The sequence below is a fragment of the Kribbella sp. VKM Ac-2569 genome (genome assembly GCF_004216905.1).
Classification (GTDB): Bacteria; Actinomycetota; Actinomycetes; order Propionibacteriales; family Kribbellaceae; genus Kribbella.
Map to the genome: position 1 here is coordinate 1378596 of NZ_SGXJ01000002.1, position 17819 is coordinate 1396414.

The 17819-nt window shown below is 68.5% G+C and carries 19 protein-coding genes; 10 read left to right on the forward strand and 9 right to left on the reverse strand.

Going from position 1 to position 17819, the window contains the following annotated elements:
- Window positions 1-11 precede the first annotated feature (11 nt).
- From EV649_RS19835 to EV649_RS19860, 6 genes are all read right to left on the reverse strand, one after another.
- A complete protein-coding gene (locus EV649_RS19835) occupies window positions 12-749 on the reverse strand; it encodes an ABC transporter permease (RefSeq protein ID WP_130384903.1) in 738 nt (245 codons plus the stop codon).
- Entirely contained in the window at window positions 746-1468 is a 723-nt protein-coding gene (locus EV649_RS19840; RefSeq protein WP_130384904.1) for an ABC transporter ATP-binding protein, read from the reverse strand. Before EV649_RS19840 ends, EV649_RS19835 begins: the two co-directional genes overlap by 4 nt.
- A gap of 126 nt (window positions 1469-1594) precedes the next feature.
- The gene (locus EV649_RS19845; protein ID WP_130384905.1) at window positions 1595-2164 is read right to left on the reverse strand and encodes an HD domain-containing protein; all 570 of its coding nucleotides are present in this window, start codon (window positions 2162-2164) and stop codon (window positions 1595-1597) included.
- Window positions 2164-2691, reverse strand: coding sequence for a TetR family transcriptional regulator (locus EV649_RS19850; protein WP_241998392.1), 528 nt, complete (start codon window positions 2689-2691; stop codon window positions 2164-2166). The genes EV649_RS19845 and EV649_RS19850 overlap by 1 nt, the downstream gene beginning before the upstream one ends.
- Window positions 2692-2750: 59 nt before the next feature.
- Window positions 2751-3614, reverse strand: coding sequence for a sugar phosphate isomerase/epimerase family protein (locus EV649_RS19855; protein ID WP_130384907.1), 864 nt, complete (start codon window positions 3612-3614; stop codon window positions 2751-2753).
- Window positions 3615-3618: 4 nt separating this feature from the next.
- On the reverse strand, window positions 3619-4551 hold the full coding sequence (locus tag EV649_RS19860) for a Ppx/GppA phosphatase family protein (protein ID WP_130384908.1): 933 nt from the start codon (window positions 4549-4551) through the stop codon (window positions 3619-3621).
- A gap of 86 nt (window positions 4552-4637) precedes the next feature.
- On the opposite strand from EV649_RS19860, the gene EV649_RS19865 reads away from it, so the two are divergent.
- Window positions 4638-5378: a hypothetical protein gene (locus EV649_RS19865; RefSeq protein WP_130384909.1), complete on the forward strand. Its 741-nt coding sequence runs from the start codon at window positions 4638-4640 to the stop codon at window positions 5376-5378.
- Here EV649_RS19865 and EV649_RS19870 read toward each other — a convergent pair.
- A complete protein-coding gene (locus EV649_RS19870; RefSeq protein ID WP_130384910.1) occupies window positions 5371-6324 on the reverse strand; it encodes an NAD-dependent epimerase/dehydratase family protein in 954 nt (317 codons plus the stop codon). The two genes, EV649_RS19865 and EV649_RS19870, sit on opposite strands and share 8 nt — an antisense overlap.
- A 69-nt stretch (window positions 6325-6393) precedes the next feature.
- Between EV649_RS19870 and EV649_RS19875 the strand changes: the two genes are divergently transcribed.
- The 3 genes from EV649_RS19875 to EV649_RS19885 all read left to right on the forward strand — a co-directional run bounded on the left by EV649_RS19875 (window position 6394) and on the right by EV649_RS19885 (window position 7890).
- Window positions 6394-7026: a VOC family protein gene (locus tag EV649_RS19875; protein ID WP_130384911.1), complete on the forward strand. Its 633-nt coding sequence runs from the start codon at window positions 6394-6396 to the stop codon at window positions 7024-7026.
- 68 nt (window positions 7027-7094) lie between these two features.
- Window positions 7095-7427, forward strand: coding sequence for a metalloregulator ArsR/SmtB family transcription factor (locus EV649_RS19880; protein ID WP_241998394.1), 333 nt, complete (start codon window positions 7095-7097; stop codon window positions 7425-7427).
- Complete coding sequence (locus tag EV649_RS19885) at window positions 7414-7890, forward strand: SRPBCC domain-containing protein (RefSeq protein WP_198682567.1); 477 nt, start codon at window positions 7414-7416, stop codon at window positions 7888-7890. Before EV649_RS19880 ends, EV649_RS19885 begins: the two co-directional genes overlap by 14 nt.
- Here EV649_RS19885 and EV649_RS19890 read toward each other — a convergent pair.
- Complete coding sequence (locus EV649_RS19890; RefSeq protein ID WP_130384914.1) at window positions 7887-9275, reverse strand: wax ester/triacylglycerol synthase family O-acyltransferase; 1389 nt, start codon at window positions 9273-9275, stop codon at window positions 7887-7889. The two genes, EV649_RS19885 and EV649_RS19890, sit on opposite strands and share 4 nt — an antisense overlap.
- A gap of 126 nt (window positions 9276-9401) precedes the next feature.
- Window positions 9402-10826, reverse strand: coding sequence for a beta-N-acetylhexosaminidase (locus EV649_RS19895; protein WP_130384915.1), 1425 nt, complete (start codon window positions 10824-10826; stop codon window positions 9402-9404).
- Window positions 10827-10968: 142 nt separating this feature from the next.
- On the opposite strand from EV649_RS19895, the gene EV649_RS19900 reads away from it, so the two are divergent.
- The 6 genes from EV649_RS19900 to EV649_RS19925 all read left to right on the forward strand — a co-directional run bounded on the left by EV649_RS19900 (window position 10969) and on the right by EV649_RS19925 (window position 17818).
- Window positions 10969-12168, forward strand: a complete 1200-nt coding sequence (locus EV649_RS19900; RefSeq protein WP_241998397.1) for an MFS transporter — start codon at window positions 10969-10971, stop codon at window positions 12166-12168.
- Window positions 12169-12172: 4 nt separating this feature from the next.
- Window positions 12173-12868 (forward strand): class I SAM-dependent methyltransferase, encoded by a 696-nt coding sequence (locus EV649_RS19905; protein ID WP_130384917.1) that lies wholly within the window; start codon window positions 12173-12175, stop codon window positions 12866-12868.
- Between the two features lie 91 nt (window positions 12869-12959).
- A complete protein-coding gene (locus tag EV649_RS19910; protein WP_130384918.1) occupies window positions 12960-13511 on the forward strand; it encodes a hypothetical protein in 552 nt (183 codons plus the stop codon).
- Window positions 13501-14748: an ABC transporter substrate-binding protein gene (locus EV649_RS19915; protein WP_130384919.1), complete on the forward strand. Its 1248-nt coding sequence runs from the start codon at window positions 13501-13503 to the stop codon at window positions 14746-14748. Before EV649_RS19910 ends, EV649_RS19915 begins: the two co-directional genes overlap by 11 nt.
- On the forward strand, window positions 14748-16520 hold the full coding sequence (locus tag EV649_RS19920; RefSeq protein ID WP_130384920.1) for an ABC transporter permease subunit: 1773 nt from the start codon (window positions 14748-14750) through the stop codon (window positions 16518-16520). Before EV649_RS19915 ends, EV649_RS19920 begins: the two co-directional genes overlap by 1 nt.
- Window positions 16517-17818: a hypothetical protein gene (locus EV649_RS19925; RefSeq protein ID WP_130384921.1), complete on the forward strand. Its 1302-nt coding sequence runs from the start codon at window positions 16517-16519 to the stop codon at window positions 17816-17818. The genes EV649_RS19920 and EV649_RS19925 overlap by 4 nt, the downstream gene beginning before the upstream one ends.
- The last annotated feature ends 1 nt before the right edge of the window (window position 17819 follow it).

A 17819-nucleotide genomic window follows, 5' to 3' on the forward strand; every position in this document is an offset into this window, starting at 1 on the left:
GCTGAGATTTCTTAGGCAGTGCGGCGTTTGAGGGTTGCTGCGCCTAGGCCGAGGGCTGCGAGGATGAAGCCCAGGACGACCAGGGTGTCGCCGCCTGTGGCGGTGGTGAATCCGTTGCCCTTGGCAACCCCCAGTACGGCGTCCACCGCGTAGGACAACGGCAGTACGTCGCTGATCGCGTGCAGCACCGTGGGGAGTTGATCGCGGGGGACCAGCAGCCCGCACAACAGGATCTGCGGGATCATCACGGCCGGCATCATCTGCACGGCCTGGAACTCGGTCGCCGCGAACGCGCTCGCGAACAGTCCAAGCGCCGTACCGAGAACCCCGTCGAGGACCGCGACGACTCCGAGCTGCCAGGCGGCGCCCTGGATGTCCAGATCCAAGAGGTACAAGGCGATCGAGACCACGGCGAGCGCCTGGACGACGGCGATCAGCGCGAACGCGAGCGCGTACCCCAGCAGGAAGTCCAGCTTCCCCATCGGCATCGTGAACAGTCGCGACAGCGTCCCGCTCGACCGCTCGCGCAGCGTCGCGACCGACGTGACGACGAACATGATGATCGACGGGAACACCGCGAGCAGCGGACCGCCGACCCGGTCGAAGACCATCGGGGAATCGGTGAACATCCACCACATCAGGCTCACCAGCAGCGCCGGCAGCACGATCAGCATCGCCACCGTCCGGTGGTCCCGCCGCAGTTGGGCCAGGACTCGAGCGGCTACGGCAAACGTCACTCGCGGCGTCATCGCGCACCAGCCTTCCGGTCGATCAGAGTGAGGAACGCCTGCTCGATGTCGCTGGTCCCCGCCGACAGGAGCAGGTCCTGGGGCGTGTCGTCGGCGAGCAGTTCGCCGTCGCGCATCAGCAGGAGACGGTCGCACCGCGAGGCCTCGTCCATGACGTGACTGGACACGAGCAGCGTCGAGCCGGCGTCGGCGAGTTCGTGGAAGAGGTTCCAGAGGTCGCGGCGCAGAACGGGATCCAGGCCGACCGTTGGTTCGTCCAACACCAGGAGCTCCGGACTGCCGAGCAGTGCGGCCGCCAGGGACGCGCGTGATCGTTGGCCGCCGGACAGCTGGTCGACCCGGGCGTCCGCGTGCGACGTGAGATCGACCGCCTCGACGACCCGCTCCACGTCGGACGACGGGACACCGAGGACCGCCGCGAAGAAGCGCAGGTTCTCGGTGACGGTCAGATCGCCGTACACACTGGGCTCCTGCGTCACGTAGCCGATCCGTCCGCGCAGCTTCGGCGCGCCGGCCGGCAGCCCGAGGACCGACACGTCGCCGGTCACCCGCGCCTGCAGGCCGACGATCGCGCGGATCAGCGTCGTCTTGCCGCAGCCGGACGGTCCGAGCAGCCCGGTCACCGATCCGGCCCGGAGGTCGAAGTCGACCCCGTGCAGGACCTCCCGGTCGCCACGAACCACGACGACATCACGGCAGCTCACCGCGTTTTTCATCATGTGATGAATTTAGCGGATACGGCGGACCTTGGCAACAGCTAAGGACAGGAAGTAGTCCGCGATCCCGGTCCGCTCAGGCGGACGCCCCGCGGGAAAAGTCGGTCCTGGAGGCACTACCTCCTGTCGTTAGACGACCGCGTACCCCGTGGCCTCGCTCAGCCCGGCCAGCGACGGGTCGCCGTAGCGGGACCGCAACGAAGCGAACCTCAGCATCTTGTCCGCGCCGAACCGGGCGACCTCGGCGGCGTAGGTGTTGCCAGTGAGGAACACCGGCGGGAGCCGCTTGCTGTGGAACTTGTCGGCGTACATGACCAGCTCCTCCTCCGGCGTCCGCGGGAGGTAGTCGTCGACCGGGATCGGCAACGCCTGGCGCACCACGTCGTCACGCGTGATCCCGACGCCGGTATGACACGACGCGAACCGGCAGAGCTCGACCGGGACGCCGAGGGACGCCAGCAGTTCGTGTCCCAGTACGCCGTGCCGCACGTACGCCGTCAACTCCAGGCGATACACCCCGATGTCGTGGAGCAGCGCGCCCGCACGCACCAGGTCGGTGTCGATGTCCACGCCGGCGAAGAACTGTTCGGCGATCGAGCACACCAATCGGCAGTGCTCATGGACGAGCTCGAACGCGTCGCGGCTCGGCGCGTACTCCCGGTGCAGCGCGCGGATCTCGCCGTCGGTCGGGATCTCCATCAACCGGTCAGGTGCAGCTGAAGGACCGGCGCCAACCGGTCGATCAAGGTCTCGACGTCGATGGAGGCGACCGGTTCGAGCCCGACCAGGTACCGGACGATCGCGGCACCGACCAGCTGCGTGGCGACCAGGCCGACCCGCAGTTGCGCATCCGGTACGTCGAGCACCTGGGAGACAGGCTGGATGATCATCTGGGTGATGCCTTCGCGCATCATCCGCGCGACCTCGTCGCTGGTGACGACGCTGCGGAACAGCGCCTTCATCCGCTGCTGCCCGTCCGGCGACTCCCAGACACCGAAGAACACGGTCGCGATCCGGCGCCCCATCTCGTCGTGCGGTCCGTCGACGATCTGCGCGGCGACCCGGCGCGGGTCGACCGGGATCGCCATCGCCTCGATGAACAGCTCGTCCTTGCTGTCGAAGTAGTGGTGCACGAGCGCCGCGTCGACACCGGCCTGGCGTGCGACGGCCCGGATCGACGTGGCCGCGAATCCCTTGTCCGCAAAGGATTCCCGGGCGGCCTGCACGATCTCTCCCCGAGTATCCGGTCCCCCTGGGCGGCGTCCCGGCGTACGGCCGGTAGTTGTCACGGAGTCAGCTCCGAGATCTCACCTTCCGGGGTGACCGCGAACGACGTACGCCGGGACCGGGAGGCTCCGGGCCCGACGAAGTGCTTGCGGGTGAACTCGAGCGACTCGACCAGGTCGACCTCACGCTCGGAGCGGCTGGTCGCGCGGCGGGTGTTGATCTCGATGATGATGTGGCCGCGGAAGTCCTGCTGCGCGAGGACGCCCAGCAGGTCCGCGGCGCGTTGCGTGCCGCGACCCGGGACCAGGTGCTCGTCCTTCGCGGAGCCGGTGCCGTCGGTCAGGTGCACGTGGGTCAGGCTCTTGCCCATCGTCGCGGCCAGCTCGACGCAGTCCTGCTCGGCGGTGGACGCGTGCGACAGGTCGAGGGTGGTGTGCGCGTACTCCTGCTCGGTCGGGTCCCAGCTCGGCGCGTACGCCTGCAGGTCGCGGCCGGGTGCGCGCCACGGGTACATGTTCTCCACCGCGAGCGTCACGCCCGTCTGGGCCTCCAGCCGGGCGATCCCCTCGACGAACCCGCGCGCGTAGTCCCGCTGCCAGCGGAACGGGGGGTGTACGACGACCACGTCGGCGCCGAGCTCCTTCGCCGCCTCGGCGCTGCGCTCGAGCTTGCTCCACGGGTCGGTCCCCCAGACCCGCTGCATGATCAGCAGGGTCGGGGCGTGAAGCGCGAGCACCGGCAACTGGTGGTAGTCGATCAGCCGCTGGATCGCGTCGATCTGGGTGCTCAGCGGATCGATCCCGATCATCACCTCGACACCGTCGTACCCGAGCCGGGCGGCCAGCTCGAAGCCGCTCGCGGTCGACTCCGGATAGACAGAGGCGGTGGACAGGCCGATCTTGGCGGTCGTACGGGGGTTCATTCGTTCACCGAGGTTGCAGCTGGTCGAGCCGGGACAGGATGACGCCTTCACGCAGGGCCCACGGGCAGACCTCGAGCGCGGGCAGGTCGAAGAGGTCCATCACGGCGTCGGCGACCAGCGCGCCGGCGGTCAGCTGGGACGCGCGGCCGGCCGAGACCCCGGGCAGGGCGGCCCGCTCGGCGGCGGTCATCTTGGTCAGCTTCGGGATCCACTCGTTCAGGTCGTCCCGGTTCAGCGTGCGCGGCACGTACGGTCCGTCGGCGGACGGGGCCGCACCGGCGATCCGAGCCAGGGAACGGAACGTCTTGCTGGTGGCAACCGAACGCTGCGGCTTACCGGCCCGCAGCACCGGACCGGCGACCGCGGCCAGCTCCATCCGGATCCGGCGACGCAGCGCCCGGACCTCGTCCTTGTTCGGCGGGTCCGCGGTCAGCCCCTCGCGGGTCAGCCGGCCCGCGCCGAGCTGGACCGACTCCGCCACGGTCGGCTGCTCGTCCGACCCGGCCGCGATCTCCAGCGAGCCGCCGCCGATGTCGAACACCGCCAGGCGCCCGGAGGACCAGCCGAACCATCGCCGTACCGCCAGGAAGGTCAGCCGTGCCTCGACTTCGCCGCTCAGCACCTCGAGATCCACGCCGGTCTCGTCGCGGACCCGGCCCAGCACCTTCTCGCCGTTCGGCGCCTCGCGGAGCGCCGAGGTGGCGAAGGCGAGCACCGACTCGCAGCCCTTGTCCTCTGCCAGCTCGACCGCCTGCTTGGTGAACGCGACCAGCCCGTCGGCACCGGACTGGTCGATCTTGCCGTCCTTGTCCAGGTGCTCGGCCAGTCGCAGCTCGATCTTGTGCGAGTACGCCGGCAGCGGCGCGGCACCGCGATGCGCGTCCACCACGAGCAGATGGACGGTGTTGGATCCCACGTCGAGTACGCCGAGCCGCATACCCTCACGCTACTGGACGACCGGAGTATTCACTGTTCTGGAGTCGTCGTTCACGGATCGCCGGGTCCTGCGCGTACGCTTTCCGGGTGCCTGAGGTTTCTCTCGATTTTCCCCGTGCCTGGGTCGAGTTCACCGACCCCGCCGACCCCGACCAGGTCTTCCGCTGCGACCTGACCTGGCTGACCTCCAACTGGTCCTGCATCTTCGGCGGTGGCTGCCAGGGGATCTACAAGGGCCGTCCGAACGACGGCTGCTGCACCCTCGGTGCGCACTTCTCCGACGCCGACGACGAGAAGCGGGTCAAGAAGTACGTCAAGGAGCTCGGCAAGGACGACTGGCAGTTCCGCAAGGAAGGCCGGAACAACGGCTGGGTCGAGACCGACGACGAGGGCGACCGCAAGACCCGCGTCTGGGAGGGTGCGTGCATCTTCCTGAACCGCCCGGGGTTCGAGGGCGGCGCCGGGTGCGCGCTGCACGGGCTCGCGTTGAAGCGCGGCGTACATTTCGTCGAGACCAAGCCGGACGTGTGCTGGCAGCTGCCGATCCGGAGGACCTTCCGCGAGGTGGAGCGGCCGGACGGGACGTCGTACACCGAGGTCGGCATCGGGGAGTACGACCGGCGCGGCTGGGGACCGGGCGGGCACGACCTGGACTGGTACTGCACGGGCAACACCGAGGCGCACATCGCGGTCGAGCCGGTGTTCGAGTCCAGCAAGGTCGAGCTGCAGACGCTGATGGGTCTCAAGGCGTACGACGTACTCGCCGACCTGTGCCGTCAGCGCCTGGAGGCCGCGCGGCCGTTGCTGCCGCACCCCGCCTCTAAGTAGCGATCTTGCCGTTGTCGACGAGCCAGCTGATGCCGGAAAGCGCTGCCTCGAACGCGGAGTAGCGCGGACGGAAATCGAGCAGTCGGGCGGCCTTCTCCATCGAGCAGTGGGGGCTGTGCTCGACGTGGTCCCAGGTGGCGGCCGCGTCCAGCTTGGGCAACTGTTGTTGCAGCTGGCCGATCGGCAGGAAGCCGAGTCGCGAAGGCCGGCCGAACCAGTCGGCGACCGCGTGGGCGTACCCGCGCAGGGTGATCGCGTCACTCGCGACGGCGTGGAAGCTCTCGCCGATCGCGGTCGAGCGACTCGCGATCGCGGCCAGGAACACGCCCGCGACATCGTCGGCGTGGACCGGGTTGAGCGTCTCCAGGCCGAGGTTCGGCAGTAGGACGTCATGCCCCTGGGCGAGCTTCTCGTAGACGGCGAGGTCGAAGTTGCCGGCCGGATTGACCGGCGTCCAGCCGGGGCCGCAGATGTGACCGGGGTGGACGATCGTGACCGGGAAGCCGTCGCGGCGGGCCTTGGCGAGCAGGTAGCCCTCGATCGCGGCCTTCTGCTTGCCGTAGTCGCCGAACGGCTTGCGCGGCGCGTCCTCGCGGGTCGGGACGCTCACGCTCGGGCCGTGGACCCAGATCGTGCCGCAGTGCAGCAGGTGCTGGATCTTCCCTTCGACCGCCTCGGTGAGCTGCCGGGCGCTGTCCTCGGTGAAACAGATCAGGTCGATGACGACGTCCGGGCGCAGGTCCGCGACCCGTCGGCCGAAGGTTCCCGCGGCATCCTCCGCGGCCCGGTCGACCTGGACGAACTCCACGTTCTTCCAGGTTCCGTCCGAGTGGTACGGCGTACGCTCGCCGCGACTCAGCACCGTGACGTCGTGTCCGAGCCGGATCAGCCGCGGGACGAGATAGGTTCCGATATGACCGGTACCGCCGATGACTACTGTGCGCATGACACCTGAGCGTAGTCCGACACACCCTGGGGGCCGCGAGTGTCGGTGGAGGGCGTAAGAATGACAGGCATGCGTTTGGATCATCTGTCGTACGCGTGCGGGCCTGATGGGTGCCGGGCGACCGTCGAGCGGCTGTCGGCAGCGCTCGGGGCGGAGTTCGTCGACGGTGGGGTGCATCCGCGTTTCGGCACGGTGAACCACATCCTCCCGCTGGAGAACGATCGGTATGTCGAGGTGGTCGACGTGCTCGACCACCCGGCGTCCGACAAGGCGCCGTTCGGTCAGGCGGTCCGGGCCCGCAAGGAGCTCGGCGGCGGCTGGCTGGGCTGGGTGGTGGCGGTCCGCGACATGGACCGGATGGAGAAGCGCCTCGGCCGGCCGGCGGTCCCCGGCAACCGGCACCGCCCGGACGGGCTGAACCTGACCTGGCGGCAGATCGGCGTGAAGGGCCTGATCGCCGACCCGCAGCTGCCGTTCTTCATCCACTGGGACGACCTCGGCGAGCACCCGTCGATCGGCGGCAAGGACATCAAGCTCACCGGTCTGGAGATCGCGGGCGACCCGACCCGGGTCACCGACTGGATCGGCCACCCCGCCGACCACCTCCTCGACGACCTCGACGTCGCCTGGGTCGGCCCGAACGGTCAGCCGGGACTGGTCGCCGCCGTCTTCACCACACCGAACGGGATCGTTCGCCTGTAATCCGTCGTACCGCTTGACCTGTGGTTGCCGTAGGCCTAACGTACAACCAAATGGTTGTAGATGAACAAGTGGTCGATCGACTGCTCCACGCATTGGCCGACACGACGCGGCGCGACATCGTGCGGCGGTGCCTGGTCGGCGAGGCGTCGGTGTCGCGGCTGGCCGAGTCGTACCCGATGAGCTTCGCGGCCGTGCAGAAACACGTCGCCGTACTGGAACGGGCCGGGCTGGTGAGCAAGGAACGCAGTGGCCGCGAGCAACTCGTGCGGACCGACGTCGACGCCGTACGGCGGGCTCGGGACGCCCTCGACCAACTCGAGGCGACCTGGCGCGGACGTGTGGACCGGATGTCCGACCTATTGACCGAGAGGACTGAGGACGATGAGCGTGACCAGCGTTGACAAGGATCTCGACGCACTGACCCTGACCCTGATCGCCGATTTCGAGGCGACCGCCGAGCGGGTGTGGGACCTGTGGGCGGACCCGCGCAAGCTCGAACGCTGGTGGGGACCGCCGACGCATCCCGCGACGATGGTCGATCACGATCTGACGCCGGGCGGTGCGGTCACGTACTACATGACCAGCCCGGAAGGCGAGAAGTACCACGGGCGGTGGAACATCACGGCTGTCGACGTGCCGACGTCGCTTGAGTTCATCGACACCTTCGCGGACTCCGACGGGAAGCCGGTCGACAACATGCCGGTCAGTACGACGCAGATGCGACTCAGCTCGCACGACGGGAAGACACGGATGGAACTGCGGGCAGTGTTCGACACGCGAGCGCAGATGGATCAGTTGCTCGGCATGGGGATGGACGAAGGGCTGAAGCAAGCCGTCGGGCAGATGGACGCGTTGCTCGCTTAGTGGATGTTCTCGAGCTCGGCGAGTGAGGTCTCTAGGTGGCCGAGCATGCGTTGCAGGTGCGGGACGGTGCGGCGGCAGCCGATCAGGCCGAAGTGGAGTTCGTGGGCGTAGCTGGTGACGCTGATGTTCAGCGCCTGGCCGTTGAGGACGATGCTCGCGGGGTAGAGGCCGAGCAGGCGGGAGCGGTTCCAGTAGAGCGGGCTGTCCGCGGGGCCGGGCACGTTCGAGATGACCACGTTGTACGGCGGTGCCGTGTGGCCGGCGACGCCTGGTAGGACCGCGGCGGGACCGGCGACGCCGAATCCGAGTGCGCCGACGATCAGGTTCTGCAGTGGGCTGAGGTCGGACAGGACGCGTTTGCCGTGCGCGGTCGACGCCATGATCCGGCGGATCCGGCGCTCGGGATCCGCCTGGTCGGTGGCGAGGTCGGCGATCAGCGTGGCGAGCGAGTTCCCGCCTCCGGGGGCGTCGTCCGACGTACGCAACGAGACCGGCACCATCGCGGTCAGCGCCTTGTCCGGCAGCGCGTCCAGCTCGAGCAGATAGTTGCGCAGGGCCCCTGAACACATCGCCAGCAATACGTCGTTCAGCGTCGCGCCGGTGATCGCCCGGACCTTCTCCAGCCGTTCGATCGGCCACGACTGCGCCGCGAACCGCCGCGCGCCGGTGACCGGCTGGTTGAAGATCGTTCGCGGCGCCTGGAACGGCATCGTCGAGAGCAACAGGCTCTTCACGCCGGCCAGCGGGAGACCGGCCAGCCCGGCTGCGGTCTTCAGTGCGTCACCCGGCACCTTGGCCATCGCCTGCAGCAACCCGGTCTCGGGCCGCGGCTCGGCGGCCTTCGGCGGCAGCGCGTACGTGGCCGGCATACCGGTGCGGGCCGGGTCGGTGGTGAGGGTGTCCTGCATCCAGCGCAGCGCGGTGACGCCGTCGATCATCGAGTGGTGAATCTTGCTGTAGATCGCGAACCGGCGGCCTTCGACGCCCTCGATCAGGTGCATCTCCCACAGCGGGCGGTGCCGGTCGAGCAGTGTCCCGTGCAGGCGGCTGGTGAGCTCGAACAGCTCGCGGTACCGCCCGGGACGAGGCAGCGCGGACAGCCGGACGTGGTACTCCAGGTCGATCTCGTCGTCCTGTTCCCAGGACCAGTAGCCGAGGTCCACCGGCCGGTTCCGCACCCGGCGCGCGAACACCGGATTCACCTCCGGCGCCGTCACCATCTCGTGGTACAGCCGCGACACGAAGTCCCGCGACGACTCCGGGAACACATGATCCCGCCCGGCCCCTTCCGGGAGCTCGAACAACATCAGCCCACCGACATGCATCGGCTGCTCCCGCGACTCCCCACCCAGGAACATCGCATCCAGCGGCCCCACCACGGTCATGGTCCTCACCTCCCGGCAAACCATCGTGGTCGTCGTACCAAAGCGCGTCTACACCCCCACAACAGCCTTCACCCAGAATTGGTTACCTCGGCAGCAACTGAGTCATCAACTATCGGACGCCCTCGGCTAATCGAGCGGGCGGTAGTTGACGCCGAGGTTCTCGATGCGGGTGAGGTGGGGGCGGAGGCGGGTGAGGAATTCGTCGTACGAGACCTTCGGGGAGCCCCAGGCGCGTTCGGCGAAGGCGGACAGGCGCGGCAGGAGCATGTAGCCGACCTGCTCCGGGCCTTCCATGTACTCGGTCCAGATCTGGCACTGGGTTCCGACGATCAGCGCCTTCTCCTGGTCGGACAGCGCCGCCGGGATCACCTCGAAGTCGTACACCTTCTCCAGCGGGATGTCACCGCCGATGGCGAGCGGCTCGGTGGCAGGGTCGCCCTGGTAGTAGTCGAAGTACACCGACTCGCACGGCGCCATCACGACCTCGTGCCCGGCCTTCGCCGCGACCTCACCGCGCTGCGCACTGCGCCACGCCATGATGACCGCGTCCTTCGGGCAGTCGGTCTCGACCATCTCGTCCCAGCCGACCAGCCGGCGCCCTTCCTCGACCAGCACCTCCGCGACCTGCGCGGTGAACCAGCCCTGCAGCTGCCCCGGCTCGTCCAGCCCGAGCTCGGCCTGCCGCTTCTGCGCCGCCTCCGACTCGGCCCACTGCACCGACGGGCACTCGTCGCCGCCGAGATGGATGTACGGCGACGGGAAGATCTCCAGCACCTCACGCAGCACGGTCTTCACGAACTCGACGGTCGCGTCGTTCACGTTCAGCACGTCGTCGCTGATGCCCCAGTACGGCCGGACCGTCAACTGCTGGTCCGGGTGGTTCCCGAGCTCCGGGTACGCCGTGATCGCGGCCTGCATGTGACCGGGCAGGTCGATCTCGGGTACGACGGTGATCCCGCGGTCCGCGGCGTACGCGACGATCTCGCGCAGGTCGTCCTTGGTGTAGAACCCGCCGTGCGGCGTGCCGTCGTACTCGAACTCCTGCTGGCCGTGCGACATCTTGCCGACCATGGTCTCGGCCCGCCACGCGCCGACCTCGGTGAGCCGCGGGTACGCCTCGATCTCGACCCGCCAGCCCTGGTCGTCGGTGAGGTGGAAGTGCAGCACGTTCAGCCGGTGCAGCGCGAGCACGTCGATGACCTTGAGGACGAACTCCTTCGGCATGAAGTGCCGCGCGACGTCGAGCATCATCCCGCGCCAGCCGAACCGCGGTGCGTCCTCGACGTGCGCCAGCGGCACGGCGACCTTCCCGTCGTCAGCCGGCTCCGCCGACTCGACCAGCTGGGCGTACGTCGTCTCCGCGTGCCGGAGCGCGTCCTCGGAGCCGGCCGTGAGCCGGGCGCCGTCGGCGCTGATGTCGATGCGGTACTCGTTCGGGTCGAGGTTCTCGACCACGTCCCGGACGGCCTCACCCACCGGGTCGGCAGTGATCCACCGGCCTTCGTCGACGGTGAGTTGTCGCGGGGCAGGGACGATCGCGATGTCGGACATCCGGAGTCTCCAGAGGCGCGGTGAGATATGTCAGAACGATCCTATAAGCGTGCGGAAGTGCGTGGAAGTCGGTCGCGGAGCGCAGTCGTGAGCATTCATAACGGAGCTGCCTTCTGCGTCAGGTTCATGAGAAGGTTTGCCCGTGACAAGCGAGCGGCAGCGGACGACCCTGCGGGTTCTGGTGGCGAGCAACGCGCTCGGAGGGGTTGCGACGGCGAGCGGATTCGCCGTCGCCGCACTGCTCGCGGAGAACGTCTCCGGCTCCACGTCCATGGCCGGTCTGGTCGCCACGTCGACCACACTGGGCGCTGCCGTTCTCGCCGTACCGCTGGCCGGTCTGGCTCGCTCACACGGTCGAAGGGTCTCGTTGTCCCTCGGCTATCTGATTGCCTTCGTAGGCGCTGCGCTGACGATCGTCGCCGCGCAGATCGGCTCAATGGCCCTACTGCTGGCCGCGGGCTGCTTCTTCGGCAGCGGCTCGGCCTCCAACCTCCAGTCGCGGTACGCCGCCACGGACGCCGCTGAGCCCAGCCGCATCGCCCGTTCGCTCGGGCTGGTCGTCTGGGCCACCACGATCGGCGTGATCGTCGGACCGAACCTGACCGGTGTCGGCGGCTCGGTCGGCACGTCACTCGGCATCCTGGCCCTGGCGGGTCCGTACGTGTTCTCGGTCGTCGCCTTCGGCCTCAGCGCGGCCACGGTGTGGGTGGGCATGCGCAGCCAAGTGCGGCCGGGCAAAGTGGAGCGCCAGCCGCTGGCTGAGACGTTCCGACAGGTCATCCGCATCCCGCACGCGCGTCTCGGCCTGCTGGCGATCGCGACGGCGCACGCGGTGATGGTCGGCGTGATGTCGATGACCTCGGTCCACCTGCGCCACCACGGCGCCTCGCTGACCATCGTCGGCTTCGTCATCAGCGGACATGTGGCCGGCATGTACGCCCTGTCCCCGCTGACCGGCTGGCTGGCCGATCGGCTCGGCCGGATCCCCACGATCGGCATCGGCCTCGGCATCCTCGCGGTCGCGATGACACTGGCCGCCGTCGCGCCGGACGACGCGCACGCGCTGACCGGGCTCGCCCTGTTCACCCTGGGCCTCGGCTGGTCCGCCTGTCTGGTCGCCGGCTCCACGCTGCTGTCCCGGTCTGTGCCGGACGGCATTCGTACGTCGGCGCAGGGCCTGTCGGACCTGACCATGGGCGTCCTGGCTTCCCTTTCGGGCACAGCTGCCGGCCCGGTCCTCGCGTACCTCGGTTTCCACTGGCTGGCCGTCTTCTGCGGCATCCTCCTCATTCCGGCCGCCCTGCTCGCCGCAACGACCAAACAGGCAGTCGCTAGGGTCTAGCGATGTGAGCATCGCGGAGGGCGGGATCCCGAGTCCGAACATCTGGCACCACCCGAAGGTGTACGAGGTCGAGAACCTGGCGGTCGACCCGAACGGTGTGATCGAGCCGGCGATGCGGGCGATCCGCGACTGGACCGGCGCGACAGTCCTCGACATCGGCTGCGGCACCGGGTTCCACCTGCCGACGTTCGCCGCGACGGCCGCACAGGTGATCGGCGTCGAACCGCACGGAGCACTGGCGGACGCGGCCCGTCGACGTACGCAGGCCTTGCCGAACGTCGAAGTACGGCAGGGTACGGCGCAACGCCTGCCGGTACCGGACGCGTCGGTCGACGTGATGCACGCGCGCTGGGCGTACTTTTTCGGGCCGGGGTGCGAGCCCGGGCTGGCCGAGCTGGACCGGGTGATGCGTCGCGGCGGGACCGCGTTCGTGATCGACAACGACGCGGGCCGGTCGACGTTCGGGCAGTGGTTCAGTACGTCGTACCCGATGATCAAGGCGCCTGTGGTGGAGCGGTTCTGGACCGATCGCGGCTGGCACCGGACACCGCTCGACATGGGCTGGCGGTTCGAGACCCGCGCCGATCTGGAGGCGGTGGTGAAGATCGAGTTCACTCCGAAGGACGCGCGCCGGATCCTCGCGTCCCACGCGGGCGTCGAGGTCGACTACGCGATCAACCTGTGGAGCAGGACCTTCTGAACGACACTCTGTGGTCTGCGGACGGACCTCCGGTCCTCATAGGGTTGACGGACCACTCGACGGGGCATTCCTGGGGAGGCACCAGCCACGGATGGACGGACTGCTGCTCGATCACGTACCGGGGTTGCCGGGGCGGCTCCGGATCGACGTAGGTGAGCAGCGTGCGGTGGTGGTGCCTCAGGCAGCCGACCGCCGCAGGCTGGCCGACATCGTGACCGGACTGGACGATCCACCGCCTGGTGCGCTGGTGCTGGCCGGCGGAACGGTCCGGCTGGTACCTGCGGAAGGTGGTCTGCTCCCCCACCTCACTGTGCTCGGCAACGTGATGCACGGGCACCGCACCTCACAGTCGATCACCAGACAGGCAGCGCGGGAAGCGAGTGTGGTCAAGGCGGTCGGCTGTGGGCTCGAAGACGTGCTGGACCGCTACCCGTACGAGATCACCGCAGGCCGTCGCCGCCTGGCTGGAGTGGCTCGGGCACTCGGCTCCTACCCGCGAGCGATCGTGCTGGAGGACGCCAACGGCCTGCCTACGTGGGGATCGCTCCTGTCGCTCCGGCCCAACCCCGACCTCGCCTCAGCCGCTCTGCTGCTCATCACGACCAGCGCGACACGCACTACGGGGTTCGTCGATGCTGAGTAGCCGGAGAGCGTTCCTGGGGACTGCAGCAACACTTCTGCTCGCCGGCTGTTCGAGTGACGTACTGGGACTGCGGCGTGCGGTCCGCGTGGCTGTCAGCTGGAGTGGCGAGGAGTTGCGCGCGTTCCACAAGGTCCTGGGCGGCCTGGGTACGTTGAGCTATCCGGTCGAGGTCGTGCCGCTCGGCGACGACATCTCCACCGCCTTCGGCGCCCCCTCCACCCGCAGACCGGACATCGTCATGCTGCCGCAACCAGGTCTGGTCCCGCGCCATCTGGCTGACCTGGAGCCGATCCCCGACGACATCGCACCACTCGGCCGAGCACGCCTCTGGAAAGAGCTCCTGGTCCATGAAGGAACGACGTACGGCGTGCCGTTCAAGACAGCGCACAAGTCTGCGGTCTGGTACCGCCCGTCGGTGTTCCGGCAGGTCGGCGTACAGCCGCCGCGGCTGTGGAGCGAGTGGCTGACGCTGAACCGGACGCTGACAGAGGCGGGCGTCACGCCGTTGGCACTGGCTGCAGGTGACGGCTGGGTGCTCACCGACTTCCTGGAGAACGTCCTGCTCGGCATCGCACCGTCCGTGTACTTGGGTCTTGCGACGGCGACAGACCCGCGGCCGTCGCAGCAGCCGCAGTTCGGGGCCGCACTGCGGTTGCTGGGCACCATGTGGTCGGCACCTGGGCTTCTGGCCGGCGGAGTGAAGGAGTCACTCGTCCAGCAGTTCCCGGATGCGCTCGTGGAGGTGTTTGGCCACCGCAAGGCGGCCATGGTGCTGGCGTCCGACTTCGCCGAACCAGTAGTGCGCTCGTTCGCCGCAGACCCCAACGACATAGGGCTTTTCACGTTCCCTCCGATGACTGCAGGCGCTCCTGCACCCGTAGTCGTCGGAGGCGATGTGATGGTGCTGCCGAAGCCAACCACGGAAGACGCACGCGACTTGGTACGCCGATTGTCCGCACCGACCGCAGCAAACCCGTGGATCGCCGAAGGTGGATTCCTGGTCGACGGACGCACCAGTGGCTACTCCCCCGAGCTCACGCGGCTAGCCGAGCAGTTGACCAGGCCCGGAGAGCAATTGCAGTTCGACCTGTCCGACCGGCTCGGTCGCATCGGGGACATCAACGGACTGTGGCGAGTGCTGACCGACTTCCTGATCGCGGTCGGCCGTCGTGACACCGCCGTACAGGATGCGGTGGACGCCGCGATGATCGAGCTGCGGAAGGTGGAGGAGGGCTGATGGGCCTGCAGACCAACGGCCTGTCGCTCGAGGTCGTCGGCCGGGAGATCACCGGCCGTCCGGTGCAGGGCAAACCGCGCCGACCCGCCGGACCGTACCTGCTGGGGCTGCCGGCGTTGCTGTTGAGCTGTGTGCTGCTGGTGCCGATCGGCGTGACCGTGGTGGCGGCGTTCCGGACGCGTGGCGGGTTCGGGTTCGGCAACTTCGCGGTGATGGGCGACCCGTCCGCGCTGCATGCCGTTGGCAACAGTCTGTTGTGGGTGATGGTCGCGTTCGGAACCGTTGTGGTCGGGTTCTTCCTTGCCCTGTTGAGTTATCGGCTCCCAGCGGTCACGACGTTCCTGCAGCCCGCACTGGTCATTCCGTTCGCTGTGTCGGTGCTGGCGTCCGGTGCGACGTTCCGACTGATCTTCGACCCCACACCGGAACGCGGGACGATCACAGCTGTCTGGACGCGGCTGTTCGGCACCAGCCCGGTGTGGCTGGGTCCTGGTCTGTTCTGGCTGGTGCTGGTGTCCGCATTCGGCTGGACGTGGCTCGGGTACGTCGTGTCGATCTTCCGTGCCGGTCTGGACGCGATACCGGACGACGTGTCGCGGACGATCACAGCTGAAGGCGTGAAGGGCTGGAGACGGCTGCGGGCGGTGGAGATCCCACTGCTGCGGCCGATCACTGGTGTGGTCACGTTGACGCTGGTCATTGCAGCAGTGCGCGTGTTCGACCTGGTGCTGATCGTCGTACCAGGATCCATGCAGCGGTCCGCCGACGTACTAGGGCTGAACTGGTGGCGCGCCACCACGACAGGTGACGACTCCGGACGTACGGCGGCGCTCGGTGTCGTGCTGTTCGCGATCGTCGCGGCGGTCGGGCTGATCGGCGTCCGCGGGCTTCGCCGCCGGCGGTGGGCGATGCCGGTGACCGTCGTACGGCCGGATCCGTCACTAGGGCGACCGAAGCCGGGTCGGGTGGTACGGCGGTTCGGCTGGCTCATCGGGCTCGCTGTCGCGCTGGTGTGGATCTTCCCGGCCGTCGTACTCGTTGCCACGGCGTTGCACTCGCCACGGGAGGCCGGTCTCCGCGGGTGGTGGTCGCTGTCGGGTCTCGGGTTCTCGTCGTTCGCTGCTGCGGCGAACGTCGGGTTGTTCCGAGCTCTACTGTCCACGCTGGTTATCGCGGCCGCCTCAACAGCTGTCCTGCTCGTGATCGCCGTACCAACCGCCTACCTGGTTGCCTGGGGCGGTCTGCCGACGCGACTCGGCAGGATCGCGATGGGTGTGTTCGTCGTACTGGCCGTGACACCAGTGCAGATGTACGCCGCTCCGCTGCGGGATGCGATCGACACAGCCGGCTTGGCCGGGTCGCGGGTCGCACTGGCCCTAGTACACGCGGCTGCTGGTCTACCGTTCGCCGTACTGCTGCTGCGATCCGCCTTCGCGTCTGCACCACCTGCACTCGTGTCCGAGGCGCTGCAGGGTCCAGCGCGGCAGAGCGCCGTACTGGCGACTGTGCAGCGGACATACCGTCCCGCACTGGTTGCTGTTGCGGTGCTGGAGTTCGCACTGGTGTGGAACGACTTCATCGTCGGGTTCCTGATCAGTGGTCCGGGTACGACGCCGTTGTCGCTGGTGCTGTGGGGTGAGGCGCGGCAGTTCTCTACGTCGAGCGGACCGGTCGCTGCTGCGGCTGTAGTCGCGTCGGTAGTACCTGTGGTTCTCATGCTGTCGTTCTGGCGGACTGTGGTGCGCGGACTGACGACAGGGAGCCGGCCATGAGTGAGGAGCAGCCGAAGCCGGCGCAACAACCACCAGAGGAGCAGTCGCGGATCCAGGAGTTCTCCCTGGTTGTCGGCGGTGTCGCCTCCGCGTTGCTCACCGACCTCACCTCCCAACTGCTGAACCAGAGCCTCGGCCAACGCGGCATCGTGCAGTGGGTCGGGTACTCCGTGGCCGGTCTGCTCGTGGTCATCTCCTACCTTCGGCTGCGCGCACGGCGCCGGCGTGCTCGCGACCGCCGCCTGCAGGGCGCCAGTGAACTGCACGCGGCGGCCGAGGAAGCCGAGCAGTGGATGATCGCGCTCGGCTCGGACGCCGGCGGGATGGCCGCGGCCGAGTGGTTCACGGTCAACGAGGACTGGCTCCGCGACCTGGTTGCGACCGAGAACCCGCAGCACGCGGCAGTCGACGACTTCGCCCGGATCTGCGACGCGCTCGAGGCCTGGTACGTACGCCGTCCCGATCCCGACGCGCTCCTCCAACTGAGCGAGCTCCTGAGCGCCACGGCCGAGGCCAGCGCGCGCCGTGGTCTCGCCGAGCTCGCAGCAGCCCGCGCAGCAACGGCGTACCGGATGCTGGGCGACCTGGACACCGCCAGCACCCGTCTCGGCGTCTCGGACAACATCGCGACCCACGGCCGTACGGCGGCCGCACTCAAGATGAGGCGCCAAGTCGAACGTGCCCTGCTGCACCTGGCCCGCGCCGAACGCGCACCAGCCGGCAACGACCGCGACGAGGCCGTCCTGAACGCACGCGACCGGCTGGACGATGCACGACTCTCCAGGCCCGGTCCGGACCTCGCAGCCAACGTAGCGATCTCCATCAACCTCGCCGTTGTCCACCTGTACCAGCACGACGACGAAGGCGCCCTGGACCAGCTGCGACCCGCACTCGCCCGTGCGACAGCAGCCGGCGACGTGAGCGGACAGGCCCATGCGCTGGAGCTCATGGGCGTGGCCGCGTGGATGCGGCGGAACCAGCACGAGGCCGGCGGCCGGTGGGAGCACGCCGCCCACCTGTACGCCGAGATCGACGAACGCGAAGGCCACGCCCGCTGCCTGCAGCACCTCGGCTCCGCAGCCGTCATCGCCGACGACCTGGACACCGCCCTCGAACTGCTCGAGCGGAGCGCAACGCTGCGGACCTCGGAGAGCGAGATCCTCACGAAGTACCTCGACGCGGCCCGCCGTACCTCGGAACTTCCCGTCGTCGCCGACGACCCACCACGCCGTACGGCGGTCAACGGACTGATGCGCCTTCTTCGAACGGTCAGACGTTTTGTCGGCGGCCTGAAATAGG

What these genes read in the sequence shown, in the direction of transcription:
- EV649_RS19835 (WP_130384903.1), bottom strand. Translation starts at nt 749, where the DNA reads ATGACGCCGCGAGTGACGTTTGCCGTAGCCGCTCGAGTCCTGGCCCAA.
- EV649_RS19840 (WP_130384904.1), bottom strand. Translation starts at nt 1,468, where the DNA reads ATGATGAAAAACGCGGTGAGCTGCCGTGATGTCGTCGTGGTTCGTGGC.
- EV649_RS19845 (WP_130384905.1), bottom strand. Translation starts at nt 2,164, where the DNA reads ATGGAGATCCCGACCGACGGCGAGATCCGCGCGCTGCACCGGGAGTAC.
- EV649_RS19855 (WP_130384907.1), bottom strand. Translation starts at nt 3,614, where the DNA reads ATGAACCCCCGTACGACCGCCAAGATCGGCCTGTCCACCGCCTCTGTC.
- EV649_RS19860 (WP_130384908.1), bottom strand. Translation starts at nt 4,551, where the DNA reads ATGCGGCTCGGCGTACTCGACGTGGGATCCAACACCGTCCATCTGCTC.
- EV649_RS19870 (WP_130384910.1), bottom strand. Translation starts at nt 6,324, where the DNA reads ATGCGCACAGTAGTCATCGGCGGTACCGGTCATATCGGAACCTATCTC.
- EV649_RS19875 (WP_130384911.1), top strand. Translation starts at nt 6,394, where the DNA reads ATGCGTTTGGATCATCTGTCGTACGCGTGCGGGCCTGATGGGTGCCGG.
- EV649_RS19890 (WP_130384914.1), bottom strand. Translation starts at nt 9,275, where the DNA reads ATGACCGTGGTGGGGCCGCTGGATGCGATGTTCCTGGGTGGGGAGTCG.
- EV649_RS19895 (WP_130384915.1), bottom strand. Translation starts at nt 10,826, where the DNA reads ATGTCCGACATCGCGATCGTCCCTGCCCCGCGACAACTCACCGTCGAC.
- EV649_RS19910 (WP_130384918.1), top strand. Translation starts at nt 12,960, where the DNA reads ATGGACGGACTGCTGCTCGATCACGTACCGGGGTTGCCGGGGCGGCTC.
- EV649_RS19915 (WP_130384919.1), top strand. Translation starts at nt 13,501, where the DNA reads ATGCTGAGTAGCCGGAGAGCGTTCCTGGGGACTGCAGCAACACTTCTG.
- EV649_RS19920 (WP_130384920.1), top strand. Translation starts at nt 14,748, where the DNA reads ATGGGCCTGCAGACCAACGGCCTGTCGCTCGAGGTCGTCGGCCGGGAG.
- EV649_RS19925 (WP_130384921.1), top strand. Translation starts at nt 16,517, where the DNA reads ATGAGTGAGGAGCAGCCGAAGCCGGCGCAACAACCACCAGAGGAGCAG.